21 protein-coding genes are annotated in these 18,024 nt (G+C 65.3%); 6 read left to right on the plus strand and 15 right to left on the minus strand.

Going from position 1 to position 18,024, the window contains the following annotated elements; translation table 11 throughout:
* A complete protein-coding gene (gene ccoG, locus PVW49_RS01720; RefSeq protein WP_274589738.1) occupies nt 1-1,548 on the minus strand; it encodes a cytochrome c oxidase accessory protein CcoG in 1,548 nt (515 codons plus the stop codon).
* A 98-nt stretch (nt 1,549-1,646) separates the two neighbouring features.
* A complete protein-coding gene (locus PVW49_RS01725) occupies nt 1,647-2,537 on the minus strand; it encodes a LysR family transcriptional regulator (RefSeq protein ID WP_048533672.1) in 891 nt (296 codons plus the stop codon).
* A 100-nt stretch (nt 2,538-2,637) separates the two neighbouring features.
* On the opposite strand from PVW49_RS01725, the gene PVW49_RS01730 reads away from it, so the two are divergent.
* A complete protein-coding gene (locus tag PVW49_RS01730) occupies nt 2,638-2,802 on the plus strand; it encodes a hypothetical protein (RefSeq protein ID WP_158499009.1) in 165 nt (54 codons plus the stop codon).
* Nucleotides 2,803-3,027: 225 nt separating this feature from the next.
* On the opposite strand, the gene ccoP is transcribed toward PVW49_RS01730, so the two are convergent.
* From ccoP to ccoN, 4 genes are read right to left on the minus strand one after another with little or no spacing between them, the layout of a single operon-like run.
* Nucleotides 3,028-3,918, minus strand: coding sequence for a cytochrome-c oxidase, cbb3-type subunit III (gene ccoP / locus PVW49_RS01735; RefSeq protein ID WP_274589739.1), 891 nt, complete (start codon nt 3,916-3,918; stop codon nt 3,028-3,030).
* On the minus strand, nt 3,915-4,106 hold the full coding sequence (locus PVW49_RS01740; protein ID WP_048529989.1) for a CcoQ/FixQ family Cbb3-type cytochrome c oxidase assembly chaperone: 192 nt from the start codon (nt 4,104-4,106) through the stop codon (nt 3,915-3,917). The genes ccoP and PVW49_RS01740 overlap by 4 nt, the downstream gene beginning before the upstream one ends.
* 12 nt (nt 4,107-4,118) lie before the next feature.
* The gene (gene ccoO / locus PVW49_RS01745) at nt 4,119-4,889 is read right to left on the minus strand and encodes a cytochrome-c oxidase, cbb3-type subunit II (RefSeq protein WP_274589882.1); all 771 of its coding nucleotides are present in this window, start codon (nt 4,887-4,889) and stop codon (nt 4,119-4,121) included.
* A gap of 33 nt (nt 4,890-4,922) precedes the next feature.
* Entirely contained in the window at nt 4,923-6,536 is a 1,614-nt protein-coding gene (gene ccoN, locus PVW49_RS01750) for a cytochrome-c oxidase, cbb3-type subunit I (protein WP_274589740.1), read from the minus strand.
* 193 nt (nt 6,537-6,729) lie between these two features.
* On the opposite strand from ccoN, the gene PVW49_RS01755 reads away from it, so the two are divergent.
* The gene (locus tag PVW49_RS01755; protein WP_074834426.1) at nt 6,730-7,569 is read left to right on the plus strand and encodes a universal stress protein; all 840 of its coding nucleotides are present in this window, start codon (nt 6,730-6,732) and stop codon (nt 7,567-7,569) included.
* Between the two features lie 10 nt (nt 7,570-7,579).
* On the opposite strand, the gene PVW49_RS01760 is transcribed toward PVW49_RS01755, so the two are convergent.
* Entirely contained in the window at nt 7,580-8,014 is a 435-nt protein-coding gene (locus tag PVW49_RS01760; RefSeq protein ID WP_048530003.1) for a DMT family transporter, read from the minus strand.
* A gap of 124 nt (nt 8,015-8,138) precedes the next feature.
* Here PVW49_RS01760 and PVW49_RS01765 point away from each other — a divergent pair, with 124 nt between their 5' ends.
* Nucleotides 8,139-8,552, plus strand: coding sequence for a c-type cytochrome (locus tag PVW49_RS01765; RefSeq protein ID WP_048530004.1), 414 nt, complete (start codon nt 8,139-8,141; stop codon nt 8,550-8,552).
* Between the two features lie 24 nt (nt 8,553-8,576).
* Here PVW49_RS01765 and PVW49_RS01770 read toward each other — a convergent pair whose 3' ends face one another.
* The 3 genes from PVW49_RS01770 to PVW49_RS01780 all read right to left on the minus strand — a co-directional run bounded on the left by PVW49_RS01770 (nt 8,577) and on the right by PVW49_RS01780 (nt 9,844).
* Nucleotides 8,577-9,074 carry a MarR family winged helix-turn-helix transcriptional regulator gene (locus PVW49_RS01770; protein WP_048530007.1) on the minus strand — a complete coding sequence of 166 codons (498 nt, stop codon included), beginning with the start codon at nt 9,072-9,074 and terminating at the stop codon, nt 8,577-8,579.
* A 75-nt stretch (nt 9,075-9,149) separates the two neighbouring features.
* Nucleotides 9,150-9,449, minus strand: a complete 300-nt coding sequence (locus tag PVW49_RS01775; RefSeq protein WP_274589741.1) for an FAD assembly factor SdhE — start codon at nt 9,447-9,449, stop codon at nt 9,150-9,152.
* A complete protein-coding gene (locus PVW49_RS01780) occupies nt 9,446-9,844 on the minus strand; it encodes a helix-turn-helix domain-containing protein (protein ID WP_048530011.1) in 399 nt (132 codons plus the stop codon). Before PVW49_RS01780 ends, PVW49_RS01775 begins: the two co-directional genes overlap by 4 nt.
* 91 nt (nt 9,845-9,935) lie before the next feature.
* Here PVW49_RS01780 and PVW49_RS01785 point away from each other — a divergent pair, with 91 nt between their 5' ends.
* Complete coding sequence (locus PVW49_RS01785) at nt 9,936-11,138, plus strand: pyridoxal phosphate-dependent aminotransferase (RefSeq protein WP_274589742.1); 1,203 nt, start codon at nt 9,936-9,938, stop codon at nt 11,136-11,138.
* Between the two features lie 4 nt (nt 11,139-11,142).
* The gene (locus PVW49_RS01790) at nt 11,143-11,544 is read left to right on the plus strand and encodes a hypothetical protein (RefSeq protein WP_048530015.1); all 402 of its coding nucleotides are present in this window, start codon (nt 11,143-11,145) and stop codon (nt 11,542-11,544) included.
* A gap of 19 nt (nt 11,545-11,563) precedes the next feature.
* Here the strand turns inward: PVW49_RS01790 and PVW49_RS01795 are convergent, their stop codons facing one another.
* From PVW49_RS01795 to PVW49_RS01815, 5 genes are all read right to left on the minus strand, one after another.
* Nucleotides 11,564-12,937: an MATE family efflux transporter gene (locus PVW49_RS01795; RefSeq protein ID WP_048530017.1), complete on the minus strand. Its 1,374-nt coding sequence runs from the start codon at nt 12,935-12,937 to the stop codon at nt 11,564-11,566.
* Between the two features lie 40 nt (nt 12,938-12,977).
* Entirely contained in the window at nt 12,978-13,685 is a 708-nt protein-coding gene (locus tag PVW49_RS01800; protein ID WP_283638190.1) for a DUF1194 domain-containing protein, read from the minus strand.
* A complete protein-coding gene (locus PVW49_RS01805) occupies nt 13,685-14,113 on the minus strand; it encodes a VOC family protein (RefSeq protein ID WP_048530018.1) in 429 nt (142 codons plus the stop codon). Before PVW49_RS01805 ends, PVW49_RS01800 begins: the two co-directional genes overlap by 1 nt.
* A gap of 68 nt (nt 14,114-14,181) precedes the next feature.
* Nucleotides 14,182-15,576 (minus strand): hypothetical protein, encoded by a 1,395-nt coding sequence (locus PVW49_RS01810; RefSeq protein WP_274589744.1) that lies wholly within the window; start codon nt 15,574-15,576, stop codon nt 14,182-14,184.
* Nucleotides 15,577-15,580: 4 nt separating this feature from the next.
* Nucleotides 15,581-16,543, minus strand: coding sequence for a hypothetical protein (locus tag PVW49_RS01815; RefSeq protein WP_048530021.1), 963 nt, complete (start codon nt 16,541-16,543; stop codon nt 15,581-15,583).
* A gap of 198 nt (nt 16,544-16,741) precedes the next feature.
* On the opposite strand from PVW49_RS01815, the gene thyX reads away from it, so the two are divergent.
* The gene (gene thyX, locus PVW49_RS01820) at nt 16,742-17,647 is read left to right on the plus strand and encodes an FAD-dependent thymidylate synthase (protein WP_048530023.1); all 906 of its coding nucleotides are present in this window, start codon (nt 16,742-16,744) and stop codon (nt 17,645-17,647) included.
* Nucleotides 17,648-18,024: the final 377 nt, after the last annotated feature.

Below are 18,024 nucleotides of genomic sequence, written 5' to 3' on the forward strand. Positions count from 1 at the left end.
TCAGTTCTCCTTGCCGTTGAAGACGGTGTCTTCGAAGCTGCGTTCGCCGCTCTCGGTGTCTTCGACCCAGAGCCGGATATCGCTACGTGCCCGCCGGGCCGGGGCCGCGGCGGCGGGCGCGATCACATGGACCTTGTGCAATTGCGTGCTGTCGGCGGGAACGGTGACGGTCGTGTGTGTGGCGCCTTCGACCTCGAGCCGCAGCGCCGGGTCGCCGGCCACCGAGAGCCGGAAGGGCTGCGCCATGCCATGTTTGTTGCGCAGCCGCACCTCGTAGGTGTTGCGGATCGCTCCGTCCGACAGGGTAACAAAGGTGGGGTTGCGCACCGGGGCGACCGTCATGTCGATCTCGGGCCGGATGAAGAGCGCAAAGAGCAGCAGCAGCCCGACCCCGCCCCAGAGCGTGGTATAAAGCACGGTGCGCGGCCGGAAGACATGGCGCCAGACCGGCCGGGGCGTGCCGCCGGCGCGTTCCGCGGCTTCGTCGGTCAGTGCCATGTAGTCGATCAGCCCGCGGGGCTTGCCGATCCTGGCCATCACGTCGTCGCAGGCATCGATGCAGAGCGCACAGGTGATGCATTCCATCTGCTGGCCGTTGCGGATGTCGATCCCCATTGGGCAGACGTTGACGCAGGCCATGCAGTCGATGCAATCGCCGGGCGGCTGATCGGCCAGCGGCTGCGGCAGGATCGGCGCGGCATAGGGCATCGGTGTCGAGGGATAGGCCGGCGAGGTGCGCCCGGTGGCGGCCTCTTCGGCGGCGATTTTCAGCGACAGCGCCTTGTTCTTCTTCTGACGGCGGGTGTTACCCTTGCCGCGCGGCTCACCGCGCCAGGCGCGGTAGCCGACGGTCAGCGTGTCCTCGTCCATCATCGCCGCCTGGATGCGCGGCCAGGGGCAGGCGTAGATGCAGATCTGTTCGCGGGCAAAGCCGCCAAAGACAAAGGTGGTCAGCGTCAGGATCGCCATGGTGGTATAGGCCACCGGATGGGCCTGGCCGGTCACCAGATCGCGCAGGAGCGTCGGCGCATCGGCGAAATAGAACACCCAGGCGCCGCCGGTGCCCAACCCGATCAGCAGCCAGATCGCCCATTTCGTCAGCCGCAGCCGGGCCTTGCGCAGGCTCATGGCCTGACGGTGCAGGCGCAACTGGGCGTTTCGGTCGCCCTCGATCCAACGTTCGACCAGCATGAAAAGATCGGTCCAGACGGTCTGCGGGCAGGCATAGCCGCACCAGACCCGGCCCAGCGCCGAGGTAAAGAGGAAGAGGCCGAGACCGGCCATGATCAGCAGCCCGGCGACGAAATAGAATTCATGCGGCCAGATCTCGATCCAGAAGAAATAGAACCGCCGGCCGGCCAGGTCGATCAGCACCGCCTGATCGGGCAGGCTTGGGCCCCGGTCCCAGCGAATCCAGGGCACCAGATAATAGATGCCCAGGGTGACCGCCATGATCGCCCATTTCAGATTGCGGAACCTGCCCGAGACGCGCTTGGGAAAGATCGGTTCGCGCGACTTGTAGAGGCTTTGCTCTGTCGTGTCGGTCAAGAGGGGGCTCCGGGTGCTGCGTTTGCGTCCTTTTGGACGTTGCGCCGCGCCACGGCTTTGACCTGAGTCAAACTGCGCCGCCCGGTCCCCCTTTATGTTCAGCCCGCCGCCATGCCCTGTGCCTTGCCCTGCTGGCGCAGCCAGGCCACGAAACGCCGCAGCGGCGGGCGCTGGACACCGGGGCGGGTGACGATGAAATAGCCTTTCTTGCGCACATCCTCGAACAGCACCCGCAGCCGGCCGGCGGCGACATCCTCCTCGACAAAGACCCGCGCGGTGATGGCGATGCCCTGGCCCTGCCGCGCCGCCTCGATCATCAGGTTGCCGGGCAGGGAAGAGATGCCCATGGCGCGGTTGCGGCCGACGCCGAGCCGGGCGAACCATTCGGTCGCCTCGTTGGTGCCCAGCTCCTGGAGCCAGTGAAAGGCGCGCAGATCGTTCAGATCGTCGAAGTCGCGCATGCCCACCAGCGAGGTCGCCGCCACCACCGCGATCGGCGATTGCACCAGCAGTTCGGCCTCGAGCCCGGGCCATTCGCCCGAGCCATACCGCAGCGCCACGTCGATGCCGCCGGGTTCGATCGGCTTCACCTCGGCGGTGGGGTCGATCATCAGGCTGATCGCGGGGTTCGCCGCCCGGAAATCCGCCAGCCGCGGCATCAGCCAGGACGAGGCAAAGCTCGGTGTCGCGGATACTGTCAGGGGCCGGTCGGCATCGCGCCCGGTAAGCTCGTCACAGACCCGGGCGACGCCGCCAAGCCCGTCGAGCAGGGCATCGGCCAGCCGCTGGCCCTCGGGCGTCAGCACCATCCGGCGGCCCGACCGGTCGAGCAGGGTAAGGCCGAGATGCGCCTCGAGATTGCGGATCTGCTGGCTGATCGCCGCGTGGCTGACATTGAGCGCGGCGCCCGCGGGCTGCACCGCGCCGGCATCGGCAAAGGCGGCAAAGGCGCGCAGGGCGGCCAGCGGGGGCAGGGCAGTCCAATCCATCATGTAATCCTGTCTTACATGACCGAATTATTCCTGCCTCGCCTGAGCGCCGTCAATAGCGCATATTACCTGCATATCCCCAAGGTCTCAGGAGGCTGACATGTTCGGAATTTTTGCAGATGTCTTCAAGCGCGCAACCTATCTCGAGGATCGTGATGCGGGCTATCGCAAGGAAGAGCCGCCGCGCCGCGACATCCAGCAGCGCGCGCCCTTCCACTGGTCTTTCGAGACCCGCCGCCGGTTGTTCGGCGACGACAATGGATGAGCCCCGCGCCAAGCCCGGTGCGCTTCGCTGGCCCTGGCGGACCGGGCGCTGGCGGCGGCACCAGGTGCCGTTTGGCCGGCGTTATCTCTGACGCGGAAAGGCCGCCGGTTCCGGCGGCCTTTGGCTTTGAACACAGAGGCCCTGTGCGGGATCTCGGGCGTCACGGTTCCCGACCGGGCCCGCACGCCAGCCCGAGACGGAAGGGCTGTCCTGGCTGTTCCGGGGCTATTCGGCCGGTGGCGCCTCGCCGCCGCCCAACCCGTGCACATAGGCCGAGACCGCGCGGATCTGCGCCTCGGTCAACCGTCCCTGCCACGCCGGCATGACGCCGTAGCGGGCATTGTGCACCGTCTCAACCAGCCGCGCATAATCGCCGCCATACAGCCAGATCGCATCGGTCAGATCGGGGGCGCCCTGCATCCGGTCGCCGGAGCCGTCCGCTCCGTGGCAGGACGCGCATTGATCGGCAAAGACCTGGCCCCCGGCCGCCACTTCGCCGGCATCCTGCGGTGGGCCGGAAAGCGACATCACGTAGTTGACCACCTGGCTGATCTCTTCGCCTTCGAGCAGTTCATCGCGGCCAAAGGCCGGCATCATCGAAAACCGCGCATCGGGGTTTTCCTCATTGCGGATGCCGTAAGAGATCGTCTCGTGAATGGCCGTGATATCGCCGCCCCAGAGCCAGTCATCGTCGAGCAGATTGGGATAGCCACCGGCCTGCGCGCCGGCCGCACCCGAGCCGTGGCATTGCGCGCACCAGGTGCGAAACACCGCAGCGCCGGCATTGGTGGCATAGCTCAGAAGCGCGGGATCGGCTGCGATGGCGGTCAGATCGGTGGTTTCGAGCCTTGCGTTGATCGCGGCGTTGGCGGCGTCGACGGCGGCGATCTCGCTGGCCACTTCGGCGCGGGTGGAATAGCCCAGCACGCCGGCGGTGGCCTTGGTAATCCCCGGCCAGGCCGGATAGGCGATGGTGTATCCGACCCCCCAGACAATCGTGGCGTAGAAGGCCCAGAGCCACCAGCGCGGCAGCGGATTGTTGAACTCCTCGATCCCGTCCCAGCTGTGGCCGGTGGTTTCGGGATCGCCCGTCTGTTTCGGCGGTGTCCGGCTCATGTCCGTGCCTCCTTGTCCTCTGCGGCGGCAGGTCTGTCATCGTGGCGCAGCGGGATGGCGGCGCAGTCGCGATGGGCGGCGCGGCTGCCGGGGCGCAGCACCCAGAGCACCATGCCGACGAAGAAGGTGAAGAGCACCAGAAGGCCCCAGCTGTCGGCCAGTTCGCGCAGAAAGGAATAATTCTCCATGTCAGTGCCTCCTTAGCGGCTTACAGCGGGCGTGAAGGTCGAGAAATCGACCAGCGTGCCCAGCATCTGAAGATAGGCGATCAGCGCGTCGGCTTCGGAAACCCCCGGCGCCCCGTCGAAATTGCGCAGGTTGACACCTTCGCCGTAGCGGTCGAGCAGCCCGTCGTAATCGCTGTCGGGATCGGCCTGCGCCCGAAAATCGGCCTCTGCCGCCTCGATCATTTCGCTGCTGTAGGGCACGCCGACGAAGCGGTGGGTCGCCATCAGCTCATCGACATGGCGCCCGTCGATCAGCGTCCGTTCGAGCTGGTCGTATTTCGGCATCACCGATTCCGGCACCACCGATTGCGGATCGCGGAAGTGATCGACATGCCAGTCGTCGGAATAGCGCCCGCCGACGCGGGCCAGGTCCGGCCCGGTCCGTTTGGAGCCCCATTGGAACGGGTGATCATACATCGATTCCGCCGCCAGCGAGTAATGGCCATACCGCTCGACCTCGTCGCGCATCGGCCGGATCATCTGGCTGTGGCAGGTATAACAGCCCTCGCGCACATAGATGTCGCGCCCGACCAGCTCCAGCGGGGTATAGGGGCGCATGCCCTCGACCTTTTCGATGGTGTTGTCGAGGTAGAACAGCGGCACGATCTGCACCAGCCCGCCGATGGTCACCACCAGGAAGCTGAAGATCAGCAGCAGGGTGGCGTTTTTCTCGAGGATCTTGTGCCGATCCAGGAGTGAGCGGCGGCGCAGTCGTTCGCCAATCGCCGTGGCGGATGCGGGCATTGCGGGTTTTTCAGTAGCCATCTCCGGTCCTCCTCATTCGGCCGGTGTGGCATGGGCTGCGGCGGCAGGGGCCTCGGCGGCCGGGCTGCGTTTCACAGTCATCCACAGGTTGAAACACATGATCAGCGCACCGGCGAGGAACAGGACCCCGCCCAGACCACGCACCACGTACATCGGAAGCTTCGCGGCCACGGTGTCGGCGAAGGAGTTCACCAGGAAGCCATTGGCATCCACCTCGCGCCACATCAGCCCTTCCATGATGCCGGTCACCCACATCGCGGCGGCGTAGAGCACGATGCCGATGGTGGCGAGCCAGAAGTGCCAGTTGACCAGGCTCAGCGAATAGAGCCGCTCGCGGTTCCACAGTTTCGGCACCAGGTAATAGAGCGCGCCAAAGGTGATCATGCCGTTCCAGCCCAAGGCGCCGGAATGCACGTGGCCGATGGTCCAGTCGGTGTAATGGCTCAGCGAGTTGACTGCGCGGATCGACATCATCGGCCCTTCGAAGGTCGACATGCCGTAGAAGCCAACCGAGATCACCATCATGCGGATCACCGGATCGGTGCGCAGCTTGTCCCAGGCCCCCGACAGCGTCATCAGCCCGTTGATCATGCCACCCCAGGAGGGCATCCAGAGCACGATCGAGAACACCATGCCCAGCGTCGAGGCCCAGTCGGGCAGGGCGGTGTAATGCAGGTGGTGCGGACCGGCCCAGATGTAGAGGAAGATCAGCGCCCAGAAGTGGATGATGCTGAGCTTGTAGCTGAACACCGGGCGTTCGGCCTGTTTCGGGATGAAGTAGTACATCATGCCCAGGAAGCCCGCGGTCAGAAAGAAGCCCACGGCGTTGTGGCCGTACCACCATTGCACCATGGCATCCTGCACGCCCGAGAAGACCTGCACCGATTTCGAGCCCCAGATCGACACCGGGATCGAGAGGTTGTTGACCACATGCAGCATCGCCACGGTGACGATGAAGGCGAGGTAGAACCAGTTGGCCACGTAGATATGCGGCTCGCGGCGGCGGATGATCGTGCCGAGAAAGACCGCGAGATAAACCAGCCAGACCACGGTCAGCCAGAGGTCGATGTACCATTCCGGCTCGGCGTATTCCTTGGATTGTGTGGCGCCGAGCAGATAGCCGGTGGCGGCCAGGACGATAAAGAGCTGATAGCCCCAGAAGACGAACCAGGCGGCATTGCCGCCCCAGAGCCGCGCCGCGCTGGTGCGCTGGACCACGTAGAACGACGTGGCGATCAGCGCGTTGCCGCCAAAGGCGAAGATCACCGCCGAGGTGTGCAGCGGCCGCAGCCGGCCAAAGTTGGTATAACCCTCCGACCAGTCGAAGTTCAGCCCCGGAAAGGCCAGCTGAAAGGCGATGAAGGTGCCCACGAGAAAGCCCACCACGCCCCAGACAGCGGTGGCGATCACCCCGTAGCGCACGACGCCGTCCATATAGGCGGTTTCGATCGCGGGTTCGGGTGGGTCCTCGTCGGTGTTGCGCAGAACCCAGAGAAACAGCCCGCCGCTGATCACGAGGATCAGGACGGCGTGCACCTGATAGGCCAGGTCGCGCGCGAAATTGGCCGCCAGCGCCGAAAAAAGCACCAGCAGACCAAGCGCCGCCAGCTTGATATAATTAGACATTGTTCGTCCCTTCGTCTGGCCCCGCGCGATTCGTTGTCCGGCGGGGCAAATACGGATGGGGGAGTTTCTGCGCCTGCCGGGCGAAAGCTGCCTTGATCTGGGTCAATACTTTCGCCGTCCCGGTTTGACGTGGCTCAAGGCGAGGCTGCGATGCAGGCGGCTAACGTGCAGCGACAACGGGAAGGAGACACCCATGACCTACAAATCCGTGTTCACGGTTCTCACCAATCCGAAGCTGGACAGTTCTGTTCTGCCCCAGGCCGCCGATGTGGCGCGGCTGTTCGAGGCGCATCTCGAGGTGCTCTGCCTGGGCATCGACACCAGCCAGGGCGGATATTACTTTGCCGGCGCCAATGCGGTGATCCTGCAAGAGACGCTGAGCCGGGCCTCGGCCGAGGCCAAGGCGGTGGACGAGGCGGTGCGGGGCTGGCTGGACCGGACCGATCTGCACTGGAGCAGCGATGCCGCCATGGCGCAATCCGGCGATCTGGGCCGGTTCGTTGCCGGCCACGGCCGGTTCTCGGACCTGGCGATCCTGCCGCAACCCTACGGTGAGGATGGCGGTTTCGATCAGGAGGCGGTGATCGAGGGCGCCTTGTTCGGGGCGCAGGTGCCGGTTCTGGTGATGCCCGAGGGCGCAGAGCTGCGGAGCATGCCGAAACGCATAGCGGTTGCCTGGAACGAAAGCGCCGAGGCGCTGCGCACGGTGCGCGCGGCCTTGCCGTTGCTGATGGCGGCCGAGCGGGTGGCGGTGGTCGTCGTCGATCCGCCGGTGCACGGGCCCAACCGGTCGGATCCCGGCGGGCTGTTGTCGCAATATCTGGCGCGCCACGGGGTCAAGGTCGAGATCGACATCCTGTCACGGTCGCTGCCACGGGTGTCTGACGTGCTGAGCCGTTATTGCACCGACATGGGGGCCGACCTGCTGGTGATGGGGGCCTACGGCCATTCGCGGTTCCGCGAAGCGATCTTTGGCGGGGCGACGCGCGAAATGCTTGAAAGCGCGCAGCTGCCGGTCTTCATGGCGCATTGAGCGGCGGCGCTCAGGCCTGTTGCGTGATCCAGACGCCGATGCCCATGACGCCGATGCCCAGCGCGCGGGTGAAGGTGAGGGGCGAGACCTGCGCTGTAAAGAGGCCGAAATGATCGATCGCGGCGGCGCTGACCAATTGCCCCAGAAGGACAAAGAACACCGCGTTTCCGACCCCGAATTTTGGCGCCACCCAGGTAACAGTGAGCACGTAGAAGGCAACGAAAAGCCCGGCCAGGAACAGGTGCCGCGGCGCGCCCGCCGCCCGCGCCAGCGCCGCCGGGCCGGTGACCGCCAAAACGGCGATCGTCGCCGTCAGCGCCACGCAGAACAGGATCGTCGCGGCCGCCGCGGGCGAGCTCATGCGCTGGCCCAGCGCGGCGTTCAGCGCGGCGAGCAGCGGAATGCCGAACCCGGCGGCAAGCATGGTCAGGGCATAGATCGGCATCGGCCATCTCCTCGAATTGCTGCGGCACACTATCGCGGGATCTGCGCGGGACGCCAGCCTCTTTGCCATTGCGGTCCGCAATGCGGTTTGCGACTCTCAACTCAATCGAGCAACAGGATAAAAAATGACCCCGATTCAACGTCTCGGCCTTGGCCTTGCCGCCTTGGCCGCCCTTGCGGCCTGCAAACCGAACGAAATGCCGGAACCGGATGATGGCCGCAGGCTGTTTGTCGAAAATTGTGCCCTGTGCCATGGCCGGCAGGGCTTGGGGGACGGTCCTGCGGGGGCGGGGTTGAAGCCCGGGCCGGCCGATCTCACGCGGATCAGCGCCCGCAATGGCGGCCGCTTTCCCCGGGCCGAGGTGCTCTCGACTCTCGATGGCTATTCCCGGGTCGATTTTCCCGGCGCCGGCATGCCGGAATTCGGCGAGCTGTTGCGCGGCGATCTGATCCCGGTGGATGTCGGCGATGGCAGACCGACACCGACGCCGCGCAAGCTGGTGGCGCTGATGGAATATCTCGAAAGCATCCAGCGCTGAGCCGCCGGCCCGCGCAAGCCCCGTTCAGTAGATGTAGCGGATCTGGTCGGTCCAGTAGCGTTCGACCCGGCGCAGCGATGTGGTGATCTCTGTGATCCCCTCGGGGCCGAGCACGCCGCGCGCCTGGAGCCCTTCGGCATGGCGGGCAAAGAGCTGCGACACCACATCGCGGATGTCGCGGCCCTTGGGCGTCAGCCGCACGCGCACCGAGCGCCGGTCGATCTCGCAGCGCTGATGGTGCATGTATCCGGCTTCGACAAGTTTCTTGAGATTGTAGCTGACATTGGAGCCCTGGTAATAGCCACGGCTCTTCAGCTCGCCGGCGGTCACCTCGTGGTCGCCGATATTGAACAGCAACAGCGCCTGGACCGCGTTGATTTCAAGCACGCCAACCCGCTCGAACTCGTCCTTGATCACATCCAGCAGCAGCCGGTGCAACCGTTCGACGAGCGCGAGCGCTTCGAGATAATTGGCCATGAAGCCCGCATTGCCGGGTGCGGGCAGGGAGGAATGCAAGCTCATAAGGATCTCCGCCATGCGTCTTCTTTCGGGCAAGTTGCAGGAAAATCCCGAAAAAAGCGTTAAAGGCGGAAGGAATTACCCGACCCGGCCGGTCTGTCCCACGCCGCCCGCCGCCGAAAGGGCCACATCGCGGATGTCGGCGATCAATGCGGCATGGGCGGGTGGCGGTGTCATCTGGCCCGAGACCCATTGATAGAGATCCTGGTCGTTTTCCGACAACAGCGCATCGTAGCGGTCGAGCGCGGGCGCATCCATCGCCACCAGCCGCGCCTCGGCATAGGCCACCAGGATCAGGTCCATCTCCTTGATGCCGCGCCGCATCGACCGCATGCGCAGCCGCTTGATCCGCGCCTCGCGCGCTTCGCGGCTGCTCATGTCACCGCCTCGGAGAGCTTCAGGCGCAGCTTCTTCTCAAGCCGGCCGAGCTTTTCCGCATTGGCCTTCATCGTCGCCTTCATCTCGCGCAGCTCGATCAGCAGGTCATTGATGTCGGGGGTCATCAGGTCGGTGTCGTCGGGGTCCGACACGCCTTCGCCTTCGCCGGTCAGCAGCCACACCAGCGAGACATTGAGCACGCCCGCCATGATCGAGAGCCGGTTGGCCCGCGGTTCAAGCAGGTCGTCCTCCCATTTCTTCAGGGTGCTCAGCTTGACCCCCAGGCGCTTGGCCAGATCGGTCTGTGTCATCCCGGCCTGGTCGCGCGCGGCGGCCAGCCGGTCGCCGAAGGTTGCCGCTTCGGGGCCATACCAGTCGGTGGTGTCGTCCTGCATCTCATGCTCCTCGCTGCCGATCCCGCTTGAACGGCCTTCCCGCGCAATCTAAGACGGATGTCGTTGAGTTACAAACCACAGGCCCGACCCGATGTCCCTGCTTTCCGACACGCTTGCCCGTGTCAAACCCTCGCTCACCATCGCCGTCACCACCAAGGCCGCCGAATTGCGCGCCGCGGGCCGCGATGTGATCGGCCTTGGTGCCGGCGAGCCGGATTTCGACACGCCGGACAACATCAAGCAGGCCGGCATTGCCGCCATCGAGGCCGGCAAGACGAAATACACCGCGCCCGACGGCATCCCCGAGCTGAAAGCGGCGATCTGCGAGAAATTCGCCCGCGAGAACGGGCTGAGCTATACGCCCGATCAGGTCAGCGTTGCCTCGGGCGGCAAGCAGATCCTCTATAATGCGCTGATGGCCACGTTGAACCCCGGCGACGAGGTGGTGATCCCCGCGCCTTACTGGGTGAGCTATCCCGACATGGTGCTGCTGGCCGGCGGCACGCCGGTGATTGCCGAAACCGCGCTCGAGAACGGCTTCAAGCTGACAGCGGATCAGCTCGAGGCGGCGATCACCGACAAGACCAAGTGGCTGATTTTCAACTCTCCGTCGAACCCCACCGGGGCGGGCTATGACCGCGCCGCGCTCAAGGCGCTGACCGAAGTGCTGATGCGGCATCCGCATGTGCATGTGATGACCGACGACATGTACGAGCATCTGGCCTACGACGATTTCGAATTCTGCACGCCGGCGCAGGTCGAGCCGGGGCTTTATGACCGCACGCTGACCTGCAACGGCGTGTCCAAGGCCTATGCGATGACCGGCTGGCGGATCGGCTATGCCGCCGGGCCGAAACCTCTGATCGCCGCGATGCGCAAGATCCAGTCGCAATCGACGTCGAACCCCTGCACCATCTCGCAATGGGCGGCGGTCGAGGCGCTGACCGGGCCGCAGGATTTCCTGGCCGACAATGTCACGCTGTTTTCCGGCCGCCGCGATCTGGTGGTGCGGATGCTGAATGCCGCCGAGGGCGTGACCTGCCCGAACCCGGAAGGCGCCTTTTACGTCTATCCCTCGATCGCCGGTCTGATCGGCAAGACCAGCGCCGGCGGCACGGTGATCGCCGATGACGAGGCCTTTGCCACGGCGCTGCTGGAAGAGACCGGCGTCGCGGTGGTCTTTGGCGCGGCCTTCGGCCTCAGCCCGAACTTCCGGGTAAGCTACGCCACTTCGGAGGCGCAGCTGGAGGAGGCCTGCCGCCGCATTCAGAGCTTCTGCGCGGGGATGACATGAGCCGATGACCTCCGGCCTGCCAGAATATTACTTTCGCGTGCGCGAGAACGGCGCCCTGGTGTTCCGTATCGACACCGGCAACCGGCACCGGCGGATCGAGATGGACCAGATCGCGGTGGTCAATATCCGCAACGGCGAGGTCAAGCCGCATGGCGGGCGCGAGCTGAGCGCGGCGGACCGGGCCGAGATCGACCGCTGGATCGCCGAGCGGCAGGCCCTGCTCGAAGCGCGCGACCTCGACGACATCCTGCGTGCGGTAGATCACATGAACCTGACCACGCAATGGGCGCAGTCGCGGGCAACACCGGAGCAGCTCGATCAGGTGACCGATGCGCTGTTGCTGGCGATGCATGATCTGCGCAGCGTGCTGGTGCGCAAGAAAGCCGATCGCCTGCTGAAAGACTAGGGCCGCCTTTCTGGAGCGGTTACGAGACAGAGGCCGGGCCGGAAGTGGCGAGGCGGTCGGCACGAAGCCAGAAGCGCGACATCATCATCACCCCGGCGGCGGCCAGGCCGATGACCAGCCCGGCCCAGACCCCGATGCCGCCGAACCCCCAGGTGAATCCCAGCAGATAGGCGGTGGTCAGCCCGAGGCCCCAATAGCTGATGCCGGCGATGATCATCGGCACCGTCGTGTCCTGGACCCCGCGTAACAGGCCCAGGGCCAGCACCTGCATGCCGTCGGCCAGCTGAAACAGGGCCGCCATGACCAGAAGGCCGGTGCCGATGGTGACGATCGCGGCGCGGTCGGGGTCGTTGTCCGACAGGAAGAGCGAGATCAGCGCCTCGGGCCAGATCAGGAAGATCGCGCAGGTGATCGCGGCGAAAAAGGCCGACAGGGCAATGACGCTCTGGGCGCCGCGGCGCAGCGCGAGCCGGTCTTTCTGGCCAAAGGCATTGCCCGCGCGCACCGTGGCGGCATTGGACAGGCCGAGGTGGATCATGAAGGCGGCGGTGCCGATCTGAAGCACGATGCCATGCGCGGCGAGCGGCACGGTGCCCAGCCAGCCCATCATGATCGAGGAGGCGGCAAAGAGCCCGACCTCGGCGAAATTGGTCAGGCCGATCGGCACGCCCATGCGCAGAACCCGGGCCAGCACGTCGAAATCCGGGCGCCAGAGCCGGGCAAAGAGGTTGTGCGCGGGCAGGGTGGCGCGGGCATAGATCACCACCCCCACCAGCGAGACCAGATGCACAATCAGCGAGGCACAGGCGGCGCCGGCGACGCCCAGCTCGGGGGCGCCCCAGTTGCCGAAGATCAGCATGTAATTTGCCAGCGCATTTGCCGCCGCCGCCAGCACGGTGATCCAGAACACCACCGCCGTGCGTTCCAGCGCCGCGAGGTAGCTCTTGATCACCATCACCAGCAGCGCCGGGATCAGCGCCACACCGGTGATGCGCAGATAGACCTGGGCCTCGGCGGCCAGCTCGGGCGCCTGCCCCAGCGCCTCGAGCAGCGGCGCCGAAAACCAGAACATCGGCAGGAAGAGCGCGCCGTAGATCACCGAGAGCCAGAGCCCCATGCGGGTGATGCGGCGCAGCCCGATCTCGTCGCCCTCGGCGGCGGCAGAGGCCACCAGCGGCATCACTGCAAAGGCAAAGCCCGAGCCCAGCAGGAAGGTGACAAAGAACACCGTGGTGCCCAGCACCAGCGCCGCCAGCGCCTCGACCCCGTACCAGCCCATCATCACCGTGTCGGTCAGACCGATCAGGAATTGCGCCAGGTGCCCGCCCACCAGCGGCAGGCCGATGCGGGTGATGGCACGGATGTGCTGGCTGTGGGTCAGGGGCGTCTGCATGGCTCCGCTCTACCACTCTGGCGGGGTCCGGCAAGCCTTTTCAGCGCTGCGGTGTGACGCCCAGAACCAGCTCGCGGGTTTCGCGGTAGAGCTTGCGGGTCATCGCCGCCTCGAAGCCTTCGAAGCCCTGCGCCTCTTCGAGAAAGGCGCGCCGGCCACGCAGCACCTCCTGGCGGTAATACGGCACGACGCGGGTGTCGTCGCCGGTGACCACAAGGCCGTTCACCGTCACCCCGTCAAAGGGAAAGTGGCGATAGGCGAGCTGCGGCCGGAAACCTTCGTTGGTGATGCCGTCGCCAGAGACGTCCACCACCTGCCGCAAACAAACCGGGGCCCGTTGCAGCAGACCGGCGGCAAATCCCAGGGCATAGCCCATGGCGGTGGGAAATTCGGAATAGGAGCGCGGCAGGCGGCGCACGCGGTCGGCGACCGCCGCCAGGTCTTCAGCGCTGTCGAGCAGGAGCCAGTCTTGCAGGACCTGTTGTTGCTGCCGGCCGCTCCATTCAAAGATTGCCAGCGCCACCGGGCCGGAGCCTTCGAGGATGGCCTCGGCCACGGCGTCATCGGTGAGCGCGGCCGCGAGGCCCTGGCGTTGCAGCTGATGCTCGGAGGCGTTGACCGAGGCCGAGACATCCACCGCCAGCACCAGCGCCAGCCGGCAGTTGGCCGCCGCCGCCCCGGCCCAGAGGGCCAGAAGACAGGCAGTCAGAAGACGGGTCGTCCAAAGACGGGCGGCCAACCGGGGCATCACCAGTGACCGGTGTTTTCCATGCTGGCCCAGGGCTCTTGCGATGGCAGGTTGTCGCCCTCTTGCAGCAGTTCGATCGAGATATTGTCGGGCGAGCGGACAAAGGCCATGTGGCCGTCCCGCGGCGGGCGGTTGATGGTGACGCCCGCGTCCATCAGTTTCTGGCACAGCGCATAGATGTCCTCGGTGCGATAGGCGAGATGGCCGAAATGGCGGCTGTCGGAGGGCAGGCCCTCGTCGCCGTCCCAGTTGTAGGTCAGCTCGATCGGGCAGTCCTCCTGCCCCTCGGGCGCCATGAAGACCAGGGTAAAGCGGCCTTTCTCGCTCTCGTTGCGGCGGGTCTCTCTGAGGCCCAGAAGCTGGTAGAAATTCATCGAGGTTTCGAGGTCCTTGACCCGGACCATGGTGTGCAGATAGCGCAAGCCCATGCCTGTCTCCTTTGTTTGCTGGGGCGGAGCCTCGGGCACGGGGGCGGCGATGTCCAGTGGTCTGGCGTTCAGAATGCCGTGCGCAGCCCGAGCGAGACCGAGAGTTCGTCGGTCTCGAAGCGGCTGACGTTGGACAGCGTGCGCTCGGACGAGAGCTTGAGGGTGGGGGTGAAGCCCATGTAGCCCAACCGGTCGAAGCTGACATTGACTTCGGCGCTGCTGCGGGTGTCCTCGCGCCCGCCGGGGACGGACCAGAACAGGATGCGGTAATCGGGATAGGTGGTCTCGGACACTCCGATCGCGGCCGAGAGCGAAACCGGCCCGATCGGCTTGGCGCGGTGATAGGAGAGCCGGGCCGAGCGCTCGGTAGAGCGCGACTGCCCATTGTCGGAGGCGGCCCAGGTGGTGCCCACGGTCAGCGCCAGCCGGTCCTTGTTGGCCATGGTGTGGATGGCGCCAAAGCTGACGCCGGTGGTCTCGACATCGGCCAGACCGTCGGCGTCGTTGTGGCGGATCTGGTAGTTGGCCCCGGCGGTCAGTCGCAGTTCGGGGCCGAGGTCGAAACCATAAGACAGCCCGCCGCTGGCCAGATCGTAGGACCGGTCGCCGCCATTCCAGACCTGGCCGAAGCTGAGCCGGGCCGAGGCCAGCCCGCCGGCGGCCCCCAGGGCGCGGTGATGCGACAGGCCAAGGGCGACATAGGTCGAGCCATAATCGGCGTCCTCGGCCTGCGGTGCCTTTTTCCGCGCCTCGTCGCTCAGCCTGACGCGGCGCAGCTGGCCGCCCCCGGTCAACCGGGTTTCCGATGCCGCGCCCTGATGCAGCCGGTAGCTGAACCTGCCGCCGATCTCGGCGATCGTGCCTGACAGCGCCTGGCTCGCGGCGGGCAGGATGCCCACCACCGGAATGCCGTCGATCACGTTGATCCGGTCGGCCGAGCCATTGTTGACGTTCGACGAGGGCGCGATCTGGCCCGCAATCTGGAACTTGAGCCGGGCGGCGCTGCGCAGGGCGCGGTATTCGTGGATCGACCGGTTGCGCGTCGGCGCAGTGGGGGCGGCCTGAAGCGCCCGGCGCATCCAGAGCTGACCCAGTACAAACCGCTCGTCGCGGGCCTCGGTCGCGGCCACCACGCGGGCGGCCTCGTGGCGCTGGCGCCTGGTGTCGGCGTGGCGATAGGCCAGCTTGGCGGCGCGGCGCGCCTCTTCGAGATTGCCGGCCCGCATCAGCACGGTCGACATCACCATATGGCCAAAGGGATCCTCGGGGTCGGCGCGCAACAGGCCCAGCGCCAGCTTGCCGGCGATGTCATGCCGGTCGGCAGAGAGCGCGCGCAGGATCAGCGCGCGGCTGTCCTCGGGGGTCAGCAACTCCGAAGCCGGTGCAGCGGGCGGCGCACTGTCGGACCATGCCGGGCCGATCAGGCCCAGGCACAGCCCGAGGATTGCGACACGGCGCAACATGGGATCAGTTCGGAGCGACGATATCGCAGACCGCCGCATCGTTCGGCTGGCCGCATTGCGTCAGCACGAAGACACCATATTCCTGTTCGTTCTCGACATCGTCGATGTGATCGCTGACGGAAACGATCCCGGCCACGCTGGTGGCGCCGTTGCCGCCAAAGATACCGCCGTAATCGCCGACGTCGGAGCCGACTTCGCCGCTCATCTCGACATCGCCAAAGAACTCGCCGTTTTCGTCGATGTCGCTGACCACCAGCGTCAGGTCGTCGAGCACGACGGTGGTGGTGTTGTCGATCGGGCTGATCAGCACGCGGTTGTAGATCTCGCCATTCACCGCATTGTCGGCAAAATTTGCGTTGAGGAAGATCGTGCCCTCGATGCGCGACGGCTGGCCCGGCAGATCGGGAAGATCGTCCGGGTCGACGCCCGGCGGGATCGGCAACAGATCGGCGCCCTCGGAGCTGCTGATATTGGTCACGGCGGCATAGTTGCCGGCATAAGAGACCTGGCCTTCGCCGGGGCCGTTGCCGATCGACGGCGCATTGAAGCCGCCGTCACGCTGGTAATAGCCGCCGCCGTGGAAATAGTTGAACTGGCCGCCATCGATGGCCACCCCGGCATGCACGCTGCCGTCAAGGCTCTCGGCCGCCAGCGCAATGAACATCCGGTCCAGCGGATCTTCCTGCGTGGTATAGGCCATGTAGCCGGCGGTATCGAGCGCGGCATTGCGGGTGAAGGAATTGGTCAGCGGCGTGCCGTCGAGCGCAAAGATCTCGACGGTGATCGTGTCGGCGCCGGGCTTGGACACATTGGACACATTCGACGCCAGCGCCTCGTTGATCGTGCTGGCCTCGGCCTGCTCTTCGGTGTCTTCCGGATCTTCCTGGAAGGGATTGTCTTTGCCTGTGCTGCCTTCGCAGGCACTGACGGCCACCGCTGCAATCAGCGGTAATACAAAACGATTCATGAAACTGCCCCGGTCTTTGCCCGTTTGTTTTGCCCACACGCTGATTTTCGGGGCCTTGAAAGTCAATGTAAAAAGCCGCGCGGGCGCCCGACACCCGGCAACTGCGGCAAATCGGGCATACCAAGTCTCCGCTTTTTTCTTGGGTGCCACACCAGATATAGTGGAGCCCTGATTCATCTTGTAGAAAGGATTCGCCCCATGTCCGTCACGCCCGAACAGGCCGCCGAAATCGAAGCTCTGCGGGCCGAGACGCGACCGACCCTGCGCGCCACCTCGGCCGGGATGGAGGCGCATCTCTATACCGCCTATCCGGTGCTCGATCACGGCTTCGTGCGGGTTGTCGATTACATGGGCGACGATGCCGCCATCTGTCAGGCCGCCCGGGTGAGCTATGGTCGCGGCACCAAGTCGGTGCAGAACGACGAAGGGCTGATCCGCTATCTGATGCGGCACTGGCACTCGACGCCGTTCGAGATGTGCGAGATCAAGCTGCACGTCAAACTGCCGGTGTTCGTGGCGCGGCAGTGGATTCGCCACCGCACCGCCAACGTGAACGAATATTCCGCCCGCTATTCGATCCTCGACCGCGAGTTCTACATCCCCGAGCGCGATGCGCTGGCGGCGCAATCCGTGGTCAACAACCAGGGTCGGGGCGAGGCGCTGACCGGGGAAGAGGCCGACCGCGTGCTGCGCTATCTGCGCGACGATGCGATGCGGGCCTACGACCATTACGAGGAAATGATTTCGTCGGACGGTCAGCAGGGGCTGGCGCGAGAGCTGGCGCGGATGAACCTGCCGGCCAACATCTACACGCAATGGTACTGGAAGGTCGATCTGCACAATCTGCTGCATTTCCTGCGCCTGCGTGCCGACGCCCATGCGCAATACGAGATCCGGGTCTATGCGGATGAAATCTGCAAGGTCGTCGCCGACTGGGTGCCCTTCGCCTTTCGCGCCTTCGAAGATTACCGGATGGGCGGGGCGACCCTGTCGTCGACCGCGCTCGATTGTGTGCGCCGGATGCTGAAAGGCGAAGAGGTGACGCAGGAAACCTCCGGCATGTCCAAAGGCGAGTGGCGGGAGTTTCAGGCCGTCTTGGGTTGAAACCCCGGGGAATTGGCGGCCGGCTGAATCCCAAAGTGCTTTGAAGTTGATAAATCAATTCCGTATCAATTCTAATTCCCAGCGACGGGATAGAGCGTCGAATGCGAATTTGGAATGGTTCCAATTGGTGGTTCACGTTCAGCGCTTGACGTGTTCAATAGCCAGGTAACCTTTGCCTGAAATGAAACAGGGTGGGTTTTAGCCCACTTGCGCGCAGGGGTGGGTCGAAAATCCACCCCACGGCGGACTTCGCCGACCGTCCCGATGCAGGGTGCCGTGCCACTGCTGGCCTCGCTTGCCCGCAGGGTGGTTTTCAACCCACTGGCGCGAAATTGCAGAAGAAAATCACTCCAAAGCGGCCGTCGCGAATCGCGTCA

Origin of the sequence: Marinovum sp. PR37, from assembly GCF_028807375.1 — a bacterium.
Lineage (GTDB): Bacteria > Pseudomonadota > Alphaproteobacteria > Rhodobacterales > Rhodobacteraceae > Marinovum > Marinovum algicola.